Origin of the sequence: Silvimonas iriomotensis, from assembly GCF_014645535.1 — a bacterium.
GTDB lineage: Bacteria > Pseudomonadota > Gammaproteobacteria > Burkholderiales > Chitinibacteraceae > Silvimonas > Silvimonas iriomotensis.
Genome location: NZ_BMLX01000001.1, coordinates 365,378 through 381,728, shown reverse-complemented (window position 1 = coordinate 381,728; position 16,351 = coordinate 365,378). Strand labels below are relative to the sequence as shown.

The window sequence follows — 16,351 nt, the reverse complement described above, 5'->3', positions numbered from 1 at the left end:
CAAACATGCCAGTAGCCGCCTCTCTCGTTACTTCACACCGGGCTGTCCAGCGTGCCGCTAAACAGGTCCTTGCGGAACTCCCCAAGCTGATAACGCCAGACGACACGGAGCAAACCATCGCCGCCACGGCCTACGCTGGCCTGGTTGCATTGGGCTATCCGGACACCTGGTATTACCAATGCCCTGCGCTGGTTCTGCTGGGCTCGCGCAGCTGCCTCTCCGTCTCTGGCCGGGATTACAGGCCTGGCAACGAACCAGTGGGCAAACACAATCTGGTAACGGTGGATTTGAGCCCGGTGATGGATGGGCACTGGGGAGATTGTGCCCGCTCGTTTTATATCGAAGAAGGTCGGGTTACCGACGAGCCAGAATCCCCGGCGCTGGCTGAAGGGAAGGCATTTCTTGCCGGCTTGCATCAACGCATGCAAGCCACGGTTCGACCCGACTGGACCTTTGACAAGCTGTTCCGGTGGACAAACGCAGAGATCGCAGCCGCCGGCTTCGAGAATCTGGATTTCCTCGGGAATGTTGGCCACAGCATTGCCACCGCCCGGGCAGACCGGCAGTTTATTGAGGCCAGCAACACGCATCTTCTCAGCGATGTTCCGTTCTTTACCTTCGAGCCCCATGTGCGATGCTCAGCTGGCCATTGGGGCTTCAAGCACGAAAATATTTTCTACTTCGATGCCGGCGGTGACCTGACCGAGCTTTAGTCATACGCGTTCGTAACCGGGAACGAGATGGCTGTTCATCTCATCAGCAAACAAGGCAAGGGGCCGTATTGCGTGCAGCCAGGGAAAAGCATCGTCTGAAAAACCTGGAAAGGCTGAAACGCCCCTCGCCACACTACCCCCCTGCACCCCCCACCCGCGGCTCTACCCACGCCAGGATGTCGGCCATGACTTCACTTTTTCCCACGTCATTAAGCGGGTCGTGGTAGCGGCCGTCGTAGAGTTTGAGGGTTTTGTCGGTGGCGCCGGCTTGTTCGAACAGGCGTTCGCTGCCGCTGGGGCGGGTGGCGTTGTCGGCGGTGCCGTGGATGATCAGTAACGGCGAGACCAGCGATGAGAATGAGGCTTTGAGGCGGGCGTTTGCGCGGATCAGGGCGGCGGCGGTGGCGAAGGGTTGGGCTTCGCCGGCGATCAGCGGGTCGTCGTTCATGGCTTGCACGACGTGCAAATCGCGGGAGAAATCGGTGTTTTTGAGGGTGAGCGCCCGGGCGCGCGGGGCGATGTGGCTGATCCCTTTGAGCACGGTAAGGGCAAAGTCGGGCGCGGGGACTTCGAAGGCGAAGTCTTCGCAGATCAGGCCGGCCAGTTGCTTGCCGTGATCCAGCGCGTACAGGCAGGCGATCACGCCGCCGGCGCTGTGGCCCAGCACAAACAGCGGCGCGTCCGGTTGCAGGCGGCGGGCGTGATCAACCAGTGTGGCCAGGTCTGCCACGTAGTCGTCAAAGCTCTCGACGTAGTAGCGGACACCACCCGATTTGCCGCGCCCGCGCAGGTCAACGGCAAAGGTGGCGTAGCCGGCCTCGGCGCATTGCTCGCCTACCCACTGGTAATACCCGCTGTGAGCGTTAAAACCATGACAGATGGCGATCAACGCGCGCGATGGTGCAAGCGGCAGCCAGGCGCGCACAAACAGCGCCCCGGCACTGCCGCGGATGGTTTCCTCATGCATTGCCGCCACCTCAGTGGCCTTCAATGGCAAAGAGGATATCGGCAAAGCCCGGTACGGTTTTTTCGCGGTTCCAGTCGCGCTGCAATTCGCAGATCAGTTGCACCCAGGAGGTAGGTCTGCCGCCGGCCTGAACCAGCCGTTCCAGCCCGGCCAGATGCGCTTCCAGCGAGGTGCCGCCAACGCAATCGACCACCGGGTAAACCTCAAAGCCTTCATGCAGCGCATCCAGCGCGGGGTGGACCAGACACACTTCCGTCCACAGCGCGGCCATGATCAGTTTCTTGCGCCCGGTGGCCTTTACGGCGCGGTTAAAGTCTTCATCTTCCCAGGCGTTGATCGAGGTCCGGTCGATCACTTCCACTTCTGGCAATACATCTGTGATCTGGTGAATGGTCGGCTGGTTGCGCCCGGTTTTGACGTTGACCGAGGTCAGCACCACCGGCATTTCGTACAACTTGGCGATGCGGGCCAGCGCGGTGATGTTGGCCACCAGTTCACGCTTGGGGCGCGAGGCAATGGATGAAACCTGCACCGGCTGAAAATCAATAATCAGGATGGCGGCATTGTGCGGCGTCAGCAGATGGTCATCTGCGGCGTTACGGGGCTTTGCATAAGAAGTCATCTTTCACTCCCAGGGGGTGGCAGAACATCTTCGATATCGAGCAGGCAAACCGGGCTACCCGTTATGGGCACTGGCCCGCCGGGCGATCAATAAAGGTGCGGATGGCAGCCACGGTCGGCCCGGTCTGTTCTTCCATCAGCCAGTGACCAGAGTCGGGGATCACCACCTGCTGCACGTTGTCTGCCGCAAAACGCATGATGTAGGCCATGGTGGCGCCCAGCGAATGTGCCCCGCCAATGGCCAGCACCGGCATTTGCAAACGCCCGCGCGAGACCGCCTGCCGGTTGTCGATCACGTCCTGGTCAAACGCGGCAAATTGCATGAAGCCGGCGTGCATGCGGCCCGGCTGGGCGTAAAGCGCGGTGTAATGGCGGCGCGATGCCTCAGGAAAATGCGCCGGATCGGCGGAGAAATCGTTCCAGAAACGGTCCAGGTAAATGCGTTCGCGCCCGGCAACCAGCCGTTCCATATCCGGGCCGCCAAAACGGAAATGCCACAACAGCGGGCTTTTGAGGATGTCATCCCACGGGCCTACGCCCGGGACCGGGGCATCCATCATGATCAGGCGCGTGGTGCGATCGGGGTGCGATTCGGCAAATGCAAATGCCACCATATTGCCGATGTCATGACCGACCACCACCGCTTGCTGCACCTTGAGCGCATCCATCACGCCCGCCACATCTTCCGCTTCGTTTTTCTTGGAAAAACCGTCTTTGGCCACAGCCGACAGGCCCATGCCACGCAGATCCGGCGCGATGACGGTATGGTCACGCATCAGTTCCTGCGCCAGCGGCGCCCACATGTCGCCGGTGTCGCCATAGCCGTGCAGCAAGACCACGGCCGGGCCACTGCCGCCAACGCGGACGTGAATGGTGGTGCCGTTGGTCGCGATTTCCTGCGTGCGAAAACCGGCAGGATAGGTGGTCTGGTCTGCAAATGCCGCCTGGCTCAGGGCCATCACGGCGGCCAGCATCACGATTGCTTGTTTCATGGTGCTCCTCCTTGGTCTGGGTGGGCACATATAAGCATCGCGAAAGCTCTACATCTTGATCAATTCATGCGTTTCCTGGCGAAAATGCGCCCTTTTTACGCCCGCTCCAGCACAGGCGAGGTACGCATATCCGCATTCGGGCTATTTCAGACTAAAAAGGATAAGAATATTCAAGACCCGCAAAGCCGGGATTGAATTATGCTTCCGTCAATTATTTGTTTGCTAATGGACAGACCAAGGTAAGCAGGGAGCACCCGGCGGCAGGGCGCGCATGGCCGGGTTGGGGACTTCTCTTTGAGGAGCAATTGATGCAATCCGATCTAGGCTACAGCCGGAACTTTGTCGAAAAGTTCCGGGCGGACTCGGTGTCGCAACTCATCACCCGGGGCCCGAAAGCGTCACGGCTGCTGGTATCGCGTTTGCGCCGCGATACGCCCGGGCATGGCCTGGTGACGCCGCCACAGGGCGATGCGGTGTTTTCCGTACTGCTGCAACTGCGCGAGCAAAAGCAAAGAGAGTTGTTTCTGGATGGCCGCTGCATTCACCGCGGCGCGTACCTTGAGCGCACCACCAGCGTGGTCAATCACCTGGAATTGCCCTGCGCCAATCTGATCAGCCCGTTTGACAACCTGATGTTCACGATCCCGCAAAGTGCGTTGAACGAGATCGCGGATGAGGCCAATGTGGGGCGCGTGGATCATCTGTATTGCCCACCAGGCGGCGTGATGGATGAAACGGTCTGGCATCTGGGCAATGCGCTGTTGCCGGCACTGGAACGGCCGCATGAGGTCAGCTCCATGTACGCCGAACACGTCATGCTGGGCGCGTATACATATTTTGCGCAAACGTTTGGCGGCATGCGCCCGACCAAAGAACGCCCCGGTACGCTGGCGCCCTGGCAATTGCGCCGCGCCATGGACGCCATGGCATCGCAGATTGATGGCGATGTCTCGCTTAAAATGCTCGCCGCCGCCAGCGGGTTGTCGGTCAGTTATTTTATCCGCGCCTTCAAGGCCAGCACGGGCGAGCCACCGCACCGCTGGATGCTGCGTCACCGCGTAGAGCGCGCCAAGGATTTGTTGAGCGGCACTGAAGCGACGCTGGCAGAAATCGCCATCAGTTGCGGGTTTGCCGATCAAAGCCATTTCAGCCGCGTTTTCAAAACCTTCGTCGGCGTCAGCCCAGCGGTCTGGAAACGCAGCATTCGCCACTGAGCGGCCGGCCTCGCCCTCGTTGGCCACGGCATCAGACCGGCCCGACCGTACGCAGTGTCGGGCCTTTGTTTTTTGGCCGCTTCGCCACCGCCGCGCCCGCTCCCCCGCATAATCATTGCCGGCAACAAGCAGTTGTGACTGTGCTGGCACACGCTGTTGTTACGCTTGCCAAACCTGCCCGTGCACCGAAAAATAGTCAGGCATCGCCCTGGCGATACCCGCAGCACATCTGGCAGCGCGCGCATGCCCTTGCCAGACAAAAAAACAGATTGATATGACCACCCCGCCCGCCTCATCGTGTCGCCACGTGAATGAACACGTGACCGTTTTTCAGCCATGCCCTGCTTGTGCCAGGCAGACGGTTGAGACCGGGTATGACCGTGTCACGGACGAGCGGCGCCTGGCTTAGGGCCGCTGCCATGCGCCCCAAACTCCCCACCCCTGAAGACTGCAAGCCTGGCTTTGCTTATATTGAATACGTCGGCCGGCGCACGCTGTTTATCTCTAAAAGCGTAGAGCTGCATTGCCGCCGCTGTGGCAATACCGAGCACGCCGGCCCGCTGGACCTCTTTCACACCTTCAAGACCTGGTTCTTCATCAACGAGTACGGGCTGGAATGTCTTGAGTGCAAATGGCAGGAATTTACTGCCCATCCGCGCCAGCCTGCCGATTCCGGCTCTTGATCCCTTCTGGCCGCCTGGCCTCGTCGCAGCGCTACCCAAACCGGCAGTATTGTTGTGCAAAAGGGACAGTCATGAACATGACGGCTTTCTCACAAATGAGACTGTTTCATGAGGTTCTTTCTTCTCTTATGACAAATGGAAACAGAAATATCCCGGCGTCATGTAAGTTATTTCCTACGTTCGCGGCTGACCGTGGTAATCTTTACTCTTACAAGAAATGACAAAAATCAAAGCATAAAAAAATTGCCAGGGACACCGCCCTCTGAGCAATGCACTTTCAGCTTGTATGGCCAAGGGGGCTCTGATGTCTATTCACCACGCGCCAGCCGCGCGGCCCAGTGTTGAACTGGTGGCTGCGTCCGTGCTGGACATTCCATTTATCTTCGGTTTGCTGCAAGAAGGCAGCACTACCGGTGTTTTTTCCGATCGCTATCTGAGTTCTGCCGGTATCTGGCGCAGCTTTCGCAGCATTGCGCTGGCCTGTGTGCGCAACGCCGTGCGCCGGCGTCGGGTAGAAGGCTTGTGGCTGATTCGCGGCGAAGATGCCGACCACGGTTTTGCCTGGGTGCAGCGCACGCCAGACGAGCAAGAAGTCTATTGCATCGACATGATTTCGCTTGATCAGCAGGCGCGCGGCAAAGGGTTGGGCACTGCCGCCGTGATGGCCTTGCAGCAAAAAATCGGCCCGCAAGCCAGCCTGATCGCCTTGTGCACACCCTATGCCAAAACCATGCGGGCGCTGTTGCGCGGTTCCGGGTTCAAGCGCAACAAGCAAAGCCTGGTGGTGCCTGACTCTAACCACGGCATCGACCTCTATCACTGGCGACACGCGGCCTGAGCCATCGCCCCGGTGTTGGTCACGCGGTGCGCTTAGCGGCGCGCCGCGGCAAATACAGCCCAGAAAGCGCCTTTGGGCTGGCCATGCTCATCCAACAGCAGCGGTTGGTCGCGGTGATCTGCCGGCGCATCCTGATTCAGCCAGGTACTGGCGTCGCTCACGCCCCACCAGGTCACCGCCGTCACGTCCGGGTGGTTGTGGATCATGCGCATGATCTCGCCATAGCGGCGCGCCTGCAGCGACAGCAGGTTTTCGCGGGTGTCATACAGGCGGTTGTCTTTCCAGCGGTACAGGCTCATGTCCAGTTCGGTGATCTGGTTTTCCAGACCCAGACGGGCAAAGGTGGTCAGGGTCTCATCAATGGCAGAAATGGTCGGGTAAAACACCGAAATATGCATTTGGTGACCAATGCCATTCACCGGCACGCCCCGTTGCAGCAACCCCTGCACGACCCGGACAAGGCAGCGCCGCTTGGCGGGTTCTTCCGTTGAGTATTCGTTGATATACAAGCGCGCGGCCGGGTCTGCCGCATGGGCGTAGCGAAACGCGTAATCGACATAGTCCGGCCCGACCACGCGATGCCACAGGTCATCCCGCAGGCAGTCGGGCTGTTTCTCGTCGATGATCTCGTTGACCACATCCCAGACATAGACCTGGCCTTTGTAGTGGCCGACTTCGGTCTCGATATGCCGTTTCAGCCGCGCCAGCACCAGGTCACGCCCCGCCGGCTGGCCATTGGCGCCCTGCCACATCCAGTCTGGCGTATGCAGATGCCACAACAACGTGTGACCGCGAATAGCCATGTCGTGGCTTTGCGCAAAGCGGACAATCGCGTCGGCCGCTTCAAAGTGGAACTCTCCTTCGCGCGGCTCGGTCGCCATCGGCTTCATGGCATTTTCTGCCACCACGCTATTGAACTGTTCGGCAATCAGCTCGCCCTGGGTTTTGATGTTTTTCTCATCAACCGCCGCCCCGATCAACACCTGCCCTTGCCAGGCTTTGGCCAGCGAGGGCCTGGGCACTGTGCCGGTTGCGGCGGGCGGCGCTGGCGTCGTGCTGCTGCAGGCCAGCAAAGCGCTGGTGAGCAGACTGATCACCACAACGCGCAGGTTCTGGCTGATATTCATGATTGCCCCCGGGCCGGTTGGGTCTGCAGCCAGTCATGCAAATCCTGCGCAACGGAGTGGACCAGTGTCTGCCAGTCGCCGGTGGATGTCTGGCGATACAACGTCATGGTCGGGTACCACGGTGAATCAGTCCGTTCCGTCAGCCAGCGCCAGTCGGGGCGATAGTCCGGCAACAACACCCAACACGGCTTGCCCATGGCCCCCGCCAGATGCGCCACAGCCGTATCAACGGTGATGACGAGATCCAGATTGGCGATCAGCGCGGCCGTGTCGTCGAAGCTTTGCAGTTCCGGGCCGGCGACCCACAGCGGGGCCGGCGTGGCTACTGCCGGTTGCGCTGTTTCGGCCGGGCCTTTTTGCAGGCTCACAAACTGGATGCCCGGCACCGCCAGCACAGGCGCCAGGATATCCAGCGCCGGCATGGAGCGATCCTGGTCGTTTTCAAACGCCGCGTTGCCCTGCCACACCAGCCCGACCCGCGGCCCGGCGTCGACCAGCCGGTCTTGCCATTGCGCGGCCTTGAGCGCGTCGGCAAACAGATAGGGTACGTGGTGCGGAATGTTATCCAGCCGCGTCGCAAAATGCAGCGGCAGGCTCATGGGCGGGCACCAGTAATCGTGGCCGGTAGGCGGCACGGCTTCGTCATAGCCATAGACCGCATCAAGCGTAGGCATGCGCTGCAACAAGGTCTTGAGCGGCGGATGGCACACCAGGCTGACCCGCGTGGCGCCGTGGGCCTTGAGCAAGGTGGCGTAGCGGCAGAACTGCAGCATGTCGCCAAAGCCGGCCTCAAAGCCGATGATGATGGATTTGCCCGCAATCTCTTCGCCCTGCCAGCGCGGACACTGGAAATACCGCCCCAGCGGATCGTCCGAGCGCGCTTCCCGCGCCATCCAGCCCTCTTCAAAGCGCCCCTGCCGCATCAGGACATAACTGAGGTTAAAGCGGGCGCGGGCGTAGTGCGGATCAATATTGAGCGCATGACGGTAGCAGGCTTCGGCTTCGTCCTCACGCTTCAGGCAGGCCCACAGCACGCCCAGGTTAGACCATGCCGGCGCCGAAGCGGGCGACAGTTCCAGCGCCTGCCGGAAGGCCAGTTCTGCGTCGTCAAAGCGTTTGTGGTTGAGCAGCAATACGCCCAGATTGAGGTAAATCTGCGTATTGGCCGGTTGCAGCGCCAGCGCCCGGCTGTAACTCCCTACCGCGTCGGCGATCTCGCCCTTGCGTTCTTGCAACAGCGCCAGGTTGGCCCAGATGGCGGCCTCGTCCGGGGCAATCGCCAGTGCCAGCTTGTAATGCGCTTCTGCCGTGGGCAGATCGCCTTGCTGCAGCAAGCGGTTGGCTTCATCAAACTGATGCTGGGCCTCAGCCGGGCACGTGGTGGGCATGGGTATGGGTTCTGATCAAAGGCGTGATGCCGGTCAGTGTAGCGCCCGGCGCGGCGGTGCAGAAACCTGTCATCAGGCAGCCATGCCAACTCTGACAGGGTTACAGGACAGAGCGAAAGATTATATTAAGCCCGTGCGCACGCAATCCCCCCAGCGCATTCTGGAGCATTTGACAGGCCCCGGTGTTCTCCCTGCATCGGGGTATTTTTTTGGGTGCAGCCTGGCGTGAATCAGCGCCGTGTCGGGGTGTCTTGCGGCACTTCCACCGCCATCAGCCCGGCCAGCCAGAAACAAAATGCTGCCACCAGCAAGGCAAGCACGCACAAGGTAATGCCCAATTGCTTGCCATGCCACAAATGCCCCAGCCACTGATCAAATTGCGAAACCAGCACACCGGATGTACCGGCAATACGCTCTAGCTGCGCCGTATATTGCCGGCCCTGCATGGCCGCCGTGGCATCAGCCACATCATCGGCCAGCCAGTAAATCAGCCCGCCACCGATGACACCGGCAATCAGGATAACGAACCCGGCAATACGCACCCTGACATGGGCAGCCCAGTCTTTGCGGGCGGGTTGCGGAACAGGTGGCGGGAAGTCTGGCATGGACATGGTGACGTGGCGGGGTTGATGCAGTTGTAATGATCAGGATAACGCGGCACCGGGCAAACGGGCAGACGTGTTTTACAAATTGCGGGCTGACCGGGAGGGGTTCTTCTCTGGCCAGCGCGGTGTGCCGGATTCCCCGACCGGGTGGACGGCAAATGCTGCACTAGCCGCCCAGCACAAGTTGCGTCAACCAGAAGCTTCAATAGACGTAAAAAAACGGCAGCGCAGGCTGCCGTTTTCGCTCAAACAGACCCGATCAGCGATTCACCGCTGCAGCCAGGCGTCGCGCTCCTTCGGCGGGGGTCATGGCTTCGTTGTTCCAGAAATCGGCCACGGCTTCGATCAGTGCCTTTTTCTGGTCGTCCTGCACTGCCATATTGTGTGCCCAGGACGGCACCAGCGTGTTGCGGCTGGCTGCGGCGGTAAAGTCGCGGGAGGAGGCGCGGCCGTAGGCGTCCAGCTTGTTGGTGTCCACGTCGGTGCGGGCCGGGATGCTGCCCTTGTGCTTGTTGTAGGCCAGCTGACCTTCGTGGCTGACCAGCAGGCGGACAAAGTCCAGCTGGGCCTTGCGGCGCACCGGGTCATCCTGACGGAAGAAGGTCAGCGTATCTGCAGCAAAGCTGTACTCGCCGCCCACCGAAGGCGCGGCCCAGAACAGGTAGTCTTCGCCTGGCTTGCGGTTGGCTTCGTCCAGTTCGCCCTTCACCCAGTCGCCCATCAATTGCATGGCGGCGCGGCCGTTGATGACGTCGGCGGTGGCCAGGTTCCATTCACGGCCGACGGAATCGGGCGTGCAGTATTTCTTCAGCCGACGGAAGGTTTCCAGCGCGCGCGCCATTTGCGGGCCGGAGAGCGCGCTGGCATCAAGCTTGCTGAACGCCTGCAGATAGAACTGCGCGCCGCACAGGCCCAGCACCACAGATTCAAACAGCGTGGCGACTTGCCATTTCACTTCGCTGTGCGCCAGCGGCGTAATGCCGGCGGAAACCAGCTTGTCGCACAGCGTGAAGAATTCATCCCAGCTGGCCGGCGGCTGGGTGACGCCCACGCGCTTGACCAGCGTGGCGTTCACCCACAGAACGTTCACGCGCGCCACGCCCAGCGGCGCGGCCACATACTTGCCATCGGCCTGCATCATCTTGTCCAGCACCGTGGGCAAGATGCGGCTCCAGTCTTGTTCTTTGGCCACTTCGCCCAGATCAGCCAGCACGCCTTTGCCGGCCCAGTTCTGGATCTTCACACCGCCAAAGGCGGCGGCAGTCGGCAGCTTGCCTTTCTCTACCGCGGCCTTGAGCATGCCGGGCACGTCCTTGCCGCTATGCATGTCGGCCCAGTGGTGACCCATCTGGTTCAGGCGCAGCTTGATTTCAGCCACGGCGCGCGCACCGCTGGAGGCAAACCAGCCATGCAGCACTTCGATGTCTTCCAGCCGGAAGCGCCCCACCACCGCCATCAGGTCGCGGGCACGTTTATCCAGCGATTCCAGCGCGCGGCGGGCCTGTTGCAGGGCGGAGTCAGACGCCTGGCTCATGACGTTGATCTGTTCAGCAGACTGCGCCATGGTGGTGGCAGCAGAGGTCTGCTCTTGCGTGGCATCGGCAATGCCCTGGATCACATCGGCCATCTGGTCCATACGAGCACCGATCTGCAGCATGTGCTCACGCGCGACGTCGGCTTTTTCAACGCTGGCGGACACCTGGCCGGTGGTGCTTTCCATGCTGTCCACGGCCTTGCGCGTTTCCTTGTTGACCGAGTCGATCAGGCTGGCGATTTCTACCGTGGCGTTGGCGGTGCGCTCGGCCAGCTTGCGCACTTCATCGGCCACCACGGCAAAGCCGCGGCCTTGCTCACCGGCGCGGGCGGCTTCAATTGCCGCATTGAGCGCCAGCAAGTTGGTTTGTTCGGCAATGTCCTTGATCACCACCACAATGCTGCCGATCTTCTGGGAGTTCTTGCCCAGATCGGTCATGGTGCTGCCCAGGAGTTGCATGGACTGGGCCATGCTGGACACTTCGTCCGACACTCGCAGCACGGCTTCCGCGCTCTGGCGCGAAAGGTGCGTGGTTTCCTTGACGTTGCCGTCTACGTCAGAGGCGTTGTCGGCAATGTGGGTGATGCTGACGGTGATTTCTTCCACCGCCGCGGCAGAGGCCGAGGCAAAGTCGCTTTGCACGTGGGCGTCTTTCACCAGCTGCGCAGTCACGCCGGTGAGTTCTTTCAGGCCCAGCGACAGGCTTTCCATATCGCGCTGGACTTCACGGAACGTCACTTGCAGATCAGACACAAAATGATTGAAGGCGTTGGCGATGTCGGCCAGTTCCGGCGCGCCGGAGGCCTCGACACGGGTGTTCAGATCACCGCCCTTTTCCACCAGGGTGGTCAGGGTGTGACGCAAGCGGTTCAGGGGCTTGAGGGTCAGGCCGACGGCGGCCCAGATACCGGCCAGGACGGCCAGCAAAATGACCACGGCCACGGCGGCAATGCCACCACCACTGGTAATGCCAAAGGCGCCAATCAGGCCCCAGGCAACGATAAAGCCGGCAACGACAAGGGCCGCGACCCAAAGGAGAATGCGGTTCTGGATGGACATATCAGGATTCCAGGCTGTTTGTTTCCACTCATGACATACATAGCTGATATTTCTTTTTTTATGTGCAAACCATATCCGGAACGACCATAAAACACCATCTGATTTTTGATATACACAGCATTAGCTTACTAAACAGTGGGTTTTATGTAGCTTTTTCGCCTTTTACCAAAAATTTGCTTTCTACAAATGAAATGTATAAGCAAAAAACTGGTTACCAGAGCCAGTTCATTGTGAGAATAAGCCCCATCATTTCCCCGCTTGTGGTCCGGCCACAAGACCGTGCACCGTGCGCCATTGATACAGATCAAAGCCTGCCCGCGCTCATGTAATCAGCATATCGCCATGACATTTGAGAATCAGATGATGCAAACGCTGGTGCAATGGGATGACAGCCTGTCGGTCGGCATTCAGGAGATCGACGAACAACACAAGGTGCTGGTGGCGCTGCTCAACGAGTTATACGAGGCCATCCACCGCCATCAAGGTCGCGCCGCCTCAGTTGACATTCTGGGGCGACTGGCGGACTACACGCGCATCCACTTCACCGTGGAAGAAAGCCTGATGCGCATTCTGGGCTACCCGGATTATGAAGAGCACAAACAGCACCACGAGATCCTGATCGGTGATCTGCGGGTGTTCCAGGCGCGCGTCCAGGCCGGCGATGCGGTCACCTTCGAGTTGCTGCATTTCCTGCGTAACTGGTTGACCCACCATATCCAGGAGGGCGACACCCGCTACGCCGCGTTCTTTCTGGAGCGCGGCGCGCAGGCCACCTGGCAGAAAAAAGGCTGGCTGGACCGTTTCTGGTCTGGCATCACGGGTTAGCCGCAACTGACGCGCTTGATCACGCCGGTTTCATCCACCTCCAGGTTCAGCCGGGTGATGTTGTAGTCCATGGTGACGGCATCACCGGGCTTGATCACGCGCAGCACGCTGGCACTGGCTTGCTGGCGGAGGGCCTCAAGCTGATCGGGTGCGGCCATCTGGCCAACGCGCGCTTGCACCGCTTCGGCGTGGCATTGTGCTGCGGCCTCTGGCTGGGCGGGCGTACTGGCCGGCCCCGGGTTGCTGGCGCAGCCCGGCAGGCTGCAAGCCAGCACCAGGCCTGCGCTCATCATCCATCCATTTCTCATCATGCCTCCCGGCTGGGGTTGAAGGCTTTCACCATAGCAGAGCGGCACGCCGACGCGGCTACAGCCGGCCAGCGCATCGCCCTCTCCCTCCGCAGATAGACGCGGGGCTCACCGCATACTTTCAGTTGCAACAACCAGGTACTACATTGATCAGACGTGCGCCCGCAATACCGTGCCTGTGCCAGGTACGCGGCGCCCATGAACCTATAGCGCGCGGGTCACGGCCTGGCGGGAGACATCACATGAACAAGATCGGGATTAACGGGTTTGGCCGGATTGGCCGTCTGGTACTGCGGCGCATGCTGGAGGTCAACTCCGGGCTGGAAGTGGTCGCCATCAACGATTTGACCTCGCCCAAGGTACTGGCTTACCTGCTGCGCCATGACTCCAACTACGGCGCTTTTCCCTGGTCGGTAGAGCACACCGACGACGCGCTGATCGTGAACGGCAAGCGCATTGCGGTGTATGCCGAAAAAGACGCGGCCAATATTCCCTGGGGCAAGCTGGATGTGAATGTGGTGGTGGAGTGCACGGGCTTTTATACCTCGGAAGAGAAATCCCAGGCCCACCTGACCGCCGGGGCCCGCAAAGTGCTGGTCTCTGCGCCGGCCGGCAATATGAAAACCGTTGTTTACGCCGTGAACGATGACACCATGACGGCGGCGGACAAATTCATTTCTGTGGCCTCCTGCACCACCAACTGCCTGGCACCCATGGCCAAGGTGCTGGATGACCAGTTCGGCATTCAGGTCGGCACCATGACCACCGTCCACGCCTACACCGGCACGCAAGCGCTGGTGGATGGCCCGCGCGGCAAGGATCTGCGCGCCAGCCGCGCCGCGGCAGAGAACGTCATCCCGCATACCACCGGCGCCGCCAAAGCCATTGGCCTTGTGATTCCGTCGCTGACCGGCAAGCTCAAGGGCCACGCCCAGCGCGTGCCGGTGAAAACGGGCTCTGTGACTGAACTTGTCACCATCCTGGGCAAGAAAGTCAGCGCAGAAGAAATCAACGCAGCCATGAAAGCCGCCGCCAGCGATTCGTTTGGTTATACCGAAGAAGAGATCGTTTCTTCTGATGTGATCGGCTCTACGTTTGGCTCTGTCTTTGATGCCACCCAGACCGAGATCTCTGAGCATGGCGATCTGCAACTGGTGAAAACCGTGGCCTGGTATGACAACGAGCACGGTTTTGTAACGCAGCTGATCCGCGTGCTGGACAAGTTCGTCAAGCTGCAATGACCTTGCCACGCCCTGCCGTGATCAGTAAAAAGCCCCGGGAAACCGGGGCTTTTTACTGTTGTCGCCACCCGCATTGATACGCCACCGCAGGCCGGCGCGCAGGCACGTTCCACATATCCCGCCAGAAAAGCAATCAGGTAAACAGCAGCCTGCAAAATTGCCAAGTCCTGCCGATAATTCCTGAATAGTTGCCAATAACAAATGGAGAGCAATCATGGCTCTGGGTATGCGTACTCTGCAAAGCAAACTGGTCGCGGCAGTCAGCGCGATGGTGATCGTGACTGGCGTGGTGATCGCCGGGGCGAGCTATTTTCTGTCAAGCGCGCAGCAAGAGGCCGAGTCTAAAGCGCAGATCAGCGCAGTCAGCAACGTGCTGGGCATTCATATCGGCAACTGGATTTCCGCCAAGGCGCAGGTGCTCAACGCCTTCAAACCCGTACCGCATGATCCGGGCCTGGTCGCCGGAATGGGCTATGCGCGCGATGCGGGCGGCTTTGCCAACGTGTTCCTGGCCTACCCCGATGGCACCCAGCAAAATGCCAACAACGTTACCTTGCCGCCGGACAACAATGATCCGCGCAAATGGCACTGGTGGGGCCGCGCCCAGGCGGAACAGAACGGCACGTTTGTCGAGATGCCCTCGGTCGCGGCGGCGACGGGCTCGGCGGTGTCGAGCTTTGCGCATGCCGTGGTCAATGGCGGCCAGGTGGTTGGCGTGATCGGGGCGGATGTTGAAATCTCGTCGATCATGCAAGAACTCAAGCGCACGCAACTGCCGGGCGAAGGCTATGCGTTTATCGTCAATCACGACGGCCTGATTTTTGCGCATAGCGATCCGTCCCGCCTGAACCAGCCGGCCTCTGCGCTGGGTGCGGCGCTGACGCCGGCCGTGCTGGAATCCACCTTTAACGACAAGGGCTTTTCTGAAGTCGCCATTGATGGCCATACCAAGCTGATCACGGTGCTGCCGGTGCCGGGGACCGAATTCCGGCTGGTGGCAGTCAGCGACAAAGCCGCGCTGCAAGCGGCCACGCGCGCCCTGCTGTACAAGAGTGTGATCATCCTGATCGTGCTGCTGGTGGTGATCATCAGCCTGAGCACCTTGTTCCTGCGCAAACAGCTGCAGCCTTTGCTGGGCATCCGCAAGGCCATGCGCGATATCTCGCAAGGTGATGCCGATCTGTCGCGCCGCCTGCCGGTGCTGACCCAGGATGAAGTCGGCCAGACCAGCGAAGCCTTCAACCAGTTCATTGGCCAGCTGGGCAAGACGTTTGCCGATGTGCGCAGCCGCAGCCAGCAACTGGCGCAAGGGGTGGAAAGCGCGCGCAATGAAATCCAGCGGATCGCCCGGGAGACGAACTCCATTACCGATTTTGCCGGCCACAACGCCGCGGCAATTGAAGAAGTCACCGTCAGCGTGTCAGAGGTCGCCGCATCGGCCCAGCAGGCCGATGAACTGGCCAGCCAGACGGCAGAGCAAAGCAATAACAGCGCGCGCGATCTGGAAAAGATTTCGGTCGAGAGCAGCCAGACCCGGGAAACCGTGCAGTCGATTTCCGGCATGCTCGATACCCTGGCACAAAGGGCCAGTGATATCCGCTCTATCACCACCGTGATTGGCGAGATTGCCGGGCAAACCAATTTGCTGGCCCTGAATGCCGCCATTGAAGCCGCCCGGGCCGGCGAACAAGGACGCGGCTTTGCCGTGGTGGCCGACGAAGTGCGCAAACTGGCCGAACGCACCAGCGCCGCCACGGGCGAGATCACCGGCATGCTTGAATCCATCAGCAAGGAAACCGGCAGCGCGGCGGGCAGCATGCAAGGGGCGCTCGATAGCGTCACCGCCAGCGTGACGCTGACTGAACAGGCCAGCGGGCGCATGCGTGAAGTGGCCAGCAGCATTCAGGATATGGCCGGCCGCGTGGGCCATATTGCCGACGCCACGCTGGAGCAGCGCAACGCTACCAACGCCATGAGCGAGAGCACGGAACAGATCAACCAGCGCATCGGGCAGTCTGACTCGGCCCTGCAAAATACCTCACGCAATCTGGAGCAACTGGAAAAACTGGCTCAGGCCATCAATGCAGATTTCGGGCGTTTCCGCCTGTAAACCCAGACCCGGCCCGCCCTGTGCGGGCCGCTTCCGGCAGCGCCAGCAAGCGAGGTTAGACCGGTAAGTTCCTGATTGCACTGCGGTAATACCAGGCTTTCTTTTCAGGTAATTGTTCGCAACAAG

General features: G+C 60.4%; 15 protein-coding genes. 7 read left to right on the top strand and 8 right to left on the bottom strand.

Features of this window, described 5'->3' with window-relative positions; all coding sequences use genetic code 11:
• Positions 1 to 5 precede the first annotated feature (5 nt).
• On the top strand, positions 6 to 713 hold the full coding sequence (locus IEX57_RS01680; protein ID WP_188701684.1) for a M24 family metallopeptidase: 708 nt from the start codon (positions 6 to 8) through the stop codon (positions 711 to 713).
• Between the two features lie 133 nt (positions 714 to 846).
• On the opposite strand, the gene IEX57_RS01675 is transcribed toward IEX57_RS01680, so the two are convergent.
• From IEX57_RS01675 to IEX57_RS01665, 3 genes are all read right to left on the bottom strand, one after another.
• The gene (locus IEX57_RS01675; protein WP_188701683.1) at positions 847 to 1,680 is read right to left on the bottom strand and encodes an alpha/beta hydrolase; all 834 of its coding nucleotides are present in this window, start codon (positions 1,678 to 1,680) and stop codon (positions 847 to 849) included.
• A gap of 10 nt (positions 1,681 to 1,690) precedes the next feature.
• Positions 1,691 to 2,302 carry a hydrolase gene (locus tag IEX57_RS01670; RefSeq protein ID WP_188701682.1) on the bottom strand — a complete coding sequence of 204 codons (612 nt, stop codon included), beginning with the start codon at positions 2,300 to 2,302 and terminating at the stop codon, positions 1,691 to 1,693.
• 61 nt (positions 2,303 to 2,363) lie between these two features.
• Positions 2,364 to 3,293, bottom strand: a complete 930-nt coding sequence (locus IEX57_RS01665; RefSeq protein ID WP_188701681.1) for an alpha/beta fold hydrolase — start codon at positions 3,291 to 3,293, stop codon at positions 2,364 to 2,366.
• 308 nt (positions 3,294 to 3,601) lie between these two features.
• Here IEX57_RS01665 and IEX57_RS01660 point away from each other — a divergent pair, with 308 nt between their 5' ends.
• The 3 genes from IEX57_RS01660 (at position 3,602) to IEX57_RS01650 (ending at position 6,028) form a co-directional block, all read left to right on the top strand.
• Entirely contained in the window at positions 3,602 to 4,507 is a 906-nt protein-coding gene (locus IEX57_RS01660) for an AraC family transcriptional regulator (RefSeq protein WP_188701680.1), read from the top strand.
• A 419-nt stretch (positions 4,508 to 4,926) separates the two neighbouring features.
• A complete protein-coding gene (locus tag IEX57_RS01655) occupies positions 4,927 to 5,190 on the top strand; it encodes a hypothetical protein (protein ID WP_188701679.1) in 264 nt (87 codons plus the stop codon).
• A 304-nt stretch (positions 5,191 to 5,494) separates the two neighbouring features.
• Positions 5,495 to 6,028, top strand: coding sequence for a GNAT family N-acetyltransferase (locus IEX57_RS01650; protein ID WP_188701678.1), 534 nt, complete (start codon positions 5,495 to 5,497; stop codon positions 6,026 to 6,028).
• 32 nt (positions 6,029 to 6,060) lie between these two features.
• Here the strand turns inward: IEX57_RS01650 and IEX57_RS01645 are convergent, their stop codons facing one another.
• From IEX57_RS01645 to IEX57_RS01630, 4 genes are all read right to left on the bottom strand, one after another.
• Positions 6,061 to 7,155, bottom strand: coding sequence for an endo-1,4-beta-xylanase (locus IEX57_RS01645; protein ID WP_188701676.1), 1,095 nt, complete (start codon positions 7,153 to 7,155; stop codon positions 6,061 to 6,063).
• A complete protein-coding gene (locus IEX57_RS01640) occupies positions 7,152 to 8,543 on the bottom strand; it encodes a tetratricopeptide repeat protein (protein WP_188701675.1) in 1,392 nt (463 codons plus the stop codon). The genes IEX57_RS01645 and IEX57_RS01640 overlap by 4 nt, the downstream gene beginning before the upstream one ends.
• Positions 8,544 to 8,773: 230 nt before the next feature.
• Positions 8,774 to 9,154, bottom strand: coding sequence for a hypothetical protein (locus tag IEX57_RS01635; protein WP_188701673.1), 381 nt, complete (start codon positions 9,152 to 9,154; stop codon positions 8,774 to 8,776).
• A gap of 253 nt (positions 9,155 to 9,407) precedes the next feature.
• A complete protein-coding gene (locus IEX57_RS01630) occupies positions 9,408 to 11,741 on the bottom strand; it encodes an extracellular solute-binding protein (protein WP_188701670.1) in 2,334 nt (777 codons plus the stop codon).
• Positions 11,742 to 12,083: 342 nt separating this feature from the next.
• Between IEX57_RS01630 and IEX57_RS01625 the strand changes: the two genes are divergently transcribed.
• A complete protein-coding gene (locus tag IEX57_RS01625) occupies positions 12,084 to 12,566 on the top strand; it encodes a bacteriohemerythrin (protein ID WP_229708592.1) in 483 nt (160 codons plus the stop codon).
• Here the strand turns inward: IEX57_RS01625 and IEX57_RS01620 are convergent.
• Positions 12,563 to 12,859, bottom strand: a complete 297-nt coding sequence (locus tag IEX57_RS01620; protein WP_188701668.1) for an I78 family peptidase inhibitor — start codon at positions 12,857 to 12,859, stop codon at positions 12,563 to 12,565. The two genes, IEX57_RS01625 and IEX57_RS01620, sit on opposite strands and share 4 nt — an antisense overlap.
• Before the next feature lie 257 nt (positions 12,860 to 13,116).
• Here IEX57_RS01620 and gap point away from each other — a divergent pair, with 257 nt between their 5' ends.
• On the top strand, positions 13,117 to 14,115 hold the full coding sequence (gap, locus tag IEX57_RS01615) for a type I glyceraldehyde-3-phosphate dehydrogenase (protein ID WP_188701666.1): 999 nt from the start codon (positions 13,117 to 13,119) through the stop codon (positions 14,113 to 14,115).
• 214 nt (positions 14,116 to 14,329) lie between these two features.
• Positions 14,330 to 16,225, top strand: coding sequence for a methyl-accepting chemotaxis protein (locus tag IEX57_RS01610; protein WP_188701657.1), 1,896 nt, complete (start codon positions 14,330 to 14,332; stop codon positions 16,223 to 16,225).
• Positions 16,226 to 16,351: the final 126 nt, after the last annotated feature.

What these genes read in the sequence shown, in the direction of transcription:
- IEX57_RS01630 (WP_188701670.1), bottom strand. Translation starts at nt 11,741, where the DNA reads ATGTCCATCCAGAACCGCATTCTCCTTTGGGTCGCGGCCCTTGTCGTT.
- IEX57_RS01665 (WP_188701681.1), bottom strand. Translation starts at nt 3,293, where the DNA reads ATGAAACAAGCAATCGTGATGCTGGCCGCCGTGATGGCCCTGAGCCAG.
- IEX57_RS01680 (WP_188701684.1), top strand. Translation starts at nt 6, where the DNA reads ATGCCAGTAGCCGCCTCTCTCGTTACTTCACACCGGGCTGTCCAGCGT.
- IEX57_RS01620 (WP_188701668.1), bottom strand. Translation starts at nt 12,859, where the DNA reads ATGATGAGCGCAGGCCTGGTGCTGGCTTGCAGCCTGCCGGGCTGCGCC.
- IEX57_RS01640 (WP_188701675.1), bottom strand. Translation starts at nt 8,543, where the DNA reads ATGCCCACCACGTGCCCGGCTGAGGCCCAGCATCAGTTTGATGAAGCC.
- IEX57_RS01645 (WP_188701676.1), bottom strand. Translation starts at nt 7,155, where the DNA reads ATGAATATCAGCCAGAACCTGCGCGTTGTGGTGATCAGTCTGCTCACC.
- IEX57_RS01675 (WP_188701683.1), bottom strand. Translation starts at nt 1,680, where the DNA reads ATGCATGAGGAAACCATCCGCGGCAGTGCCGGGGCGCTGTTTGTGCGC.
- IEX57_RS01635 (WP_188701673.1), bottom strand. Translation starts at nt 9,154, where the DNA reads ATGTCCATGCCAGACTTCCCGCCACCTGTTCCGCAACCCGCCCGCAAA.
- IEX57_RS01670 (WP_188701682.1), bottom strand. Translation starts at nt 2,302, where the DNA reads ATGACTTCTTATGCAAAGCCCCGTAACGCCGCAGATGACCATCTGCTG.
- gap (WP_188701666.1), top strand. Translation starts at nt 13,117, where the DNA reads ATGAACAAGATCGGGATTAACGGGTTTGGCCGGATTGGCCGTCTGGTA.
- IEX57_RS01650 (WP_188701678.1), top strand. Translation starts at nt 5,495, where the DNA reads ATGTCTATTCACCACGCGCCAGCCGCGCGGCCCAGTGTTGAACTGGTG.
- IEX57_RS01660 (WP_188701680.1), top strand. Translation starts at nt 3,602, where the DNA reads ATGCAATCCGATCTAGGCTACAGCCGGAACTTTGTCGAAAAGTTCCGG.
- IEX57_RS01625 (WP_229708592.1), top strand. Translation starts at nt 12,084, where the DNA reads ATGACATTTGAGAATCAGATGATGCAAACGCTGGTGCAATGGGATGAC.
- IEX57_RS01610 (WP_188701657.1), top strand. Translation starts at nt 14,330, where the DNA reads ATGGCTCTGGGTATGCGTACTCTGCAAAGCAAACTGGTCGCGGCAGTC.
- IEX57_RS01655 (WP_188701679.1), top strand. Translation starts at nt 4,927, where the DNA reads ATGCGCCCCAAACTCCCCACCCCTGAAGACTGCAAGCCTGGCTTTGCT.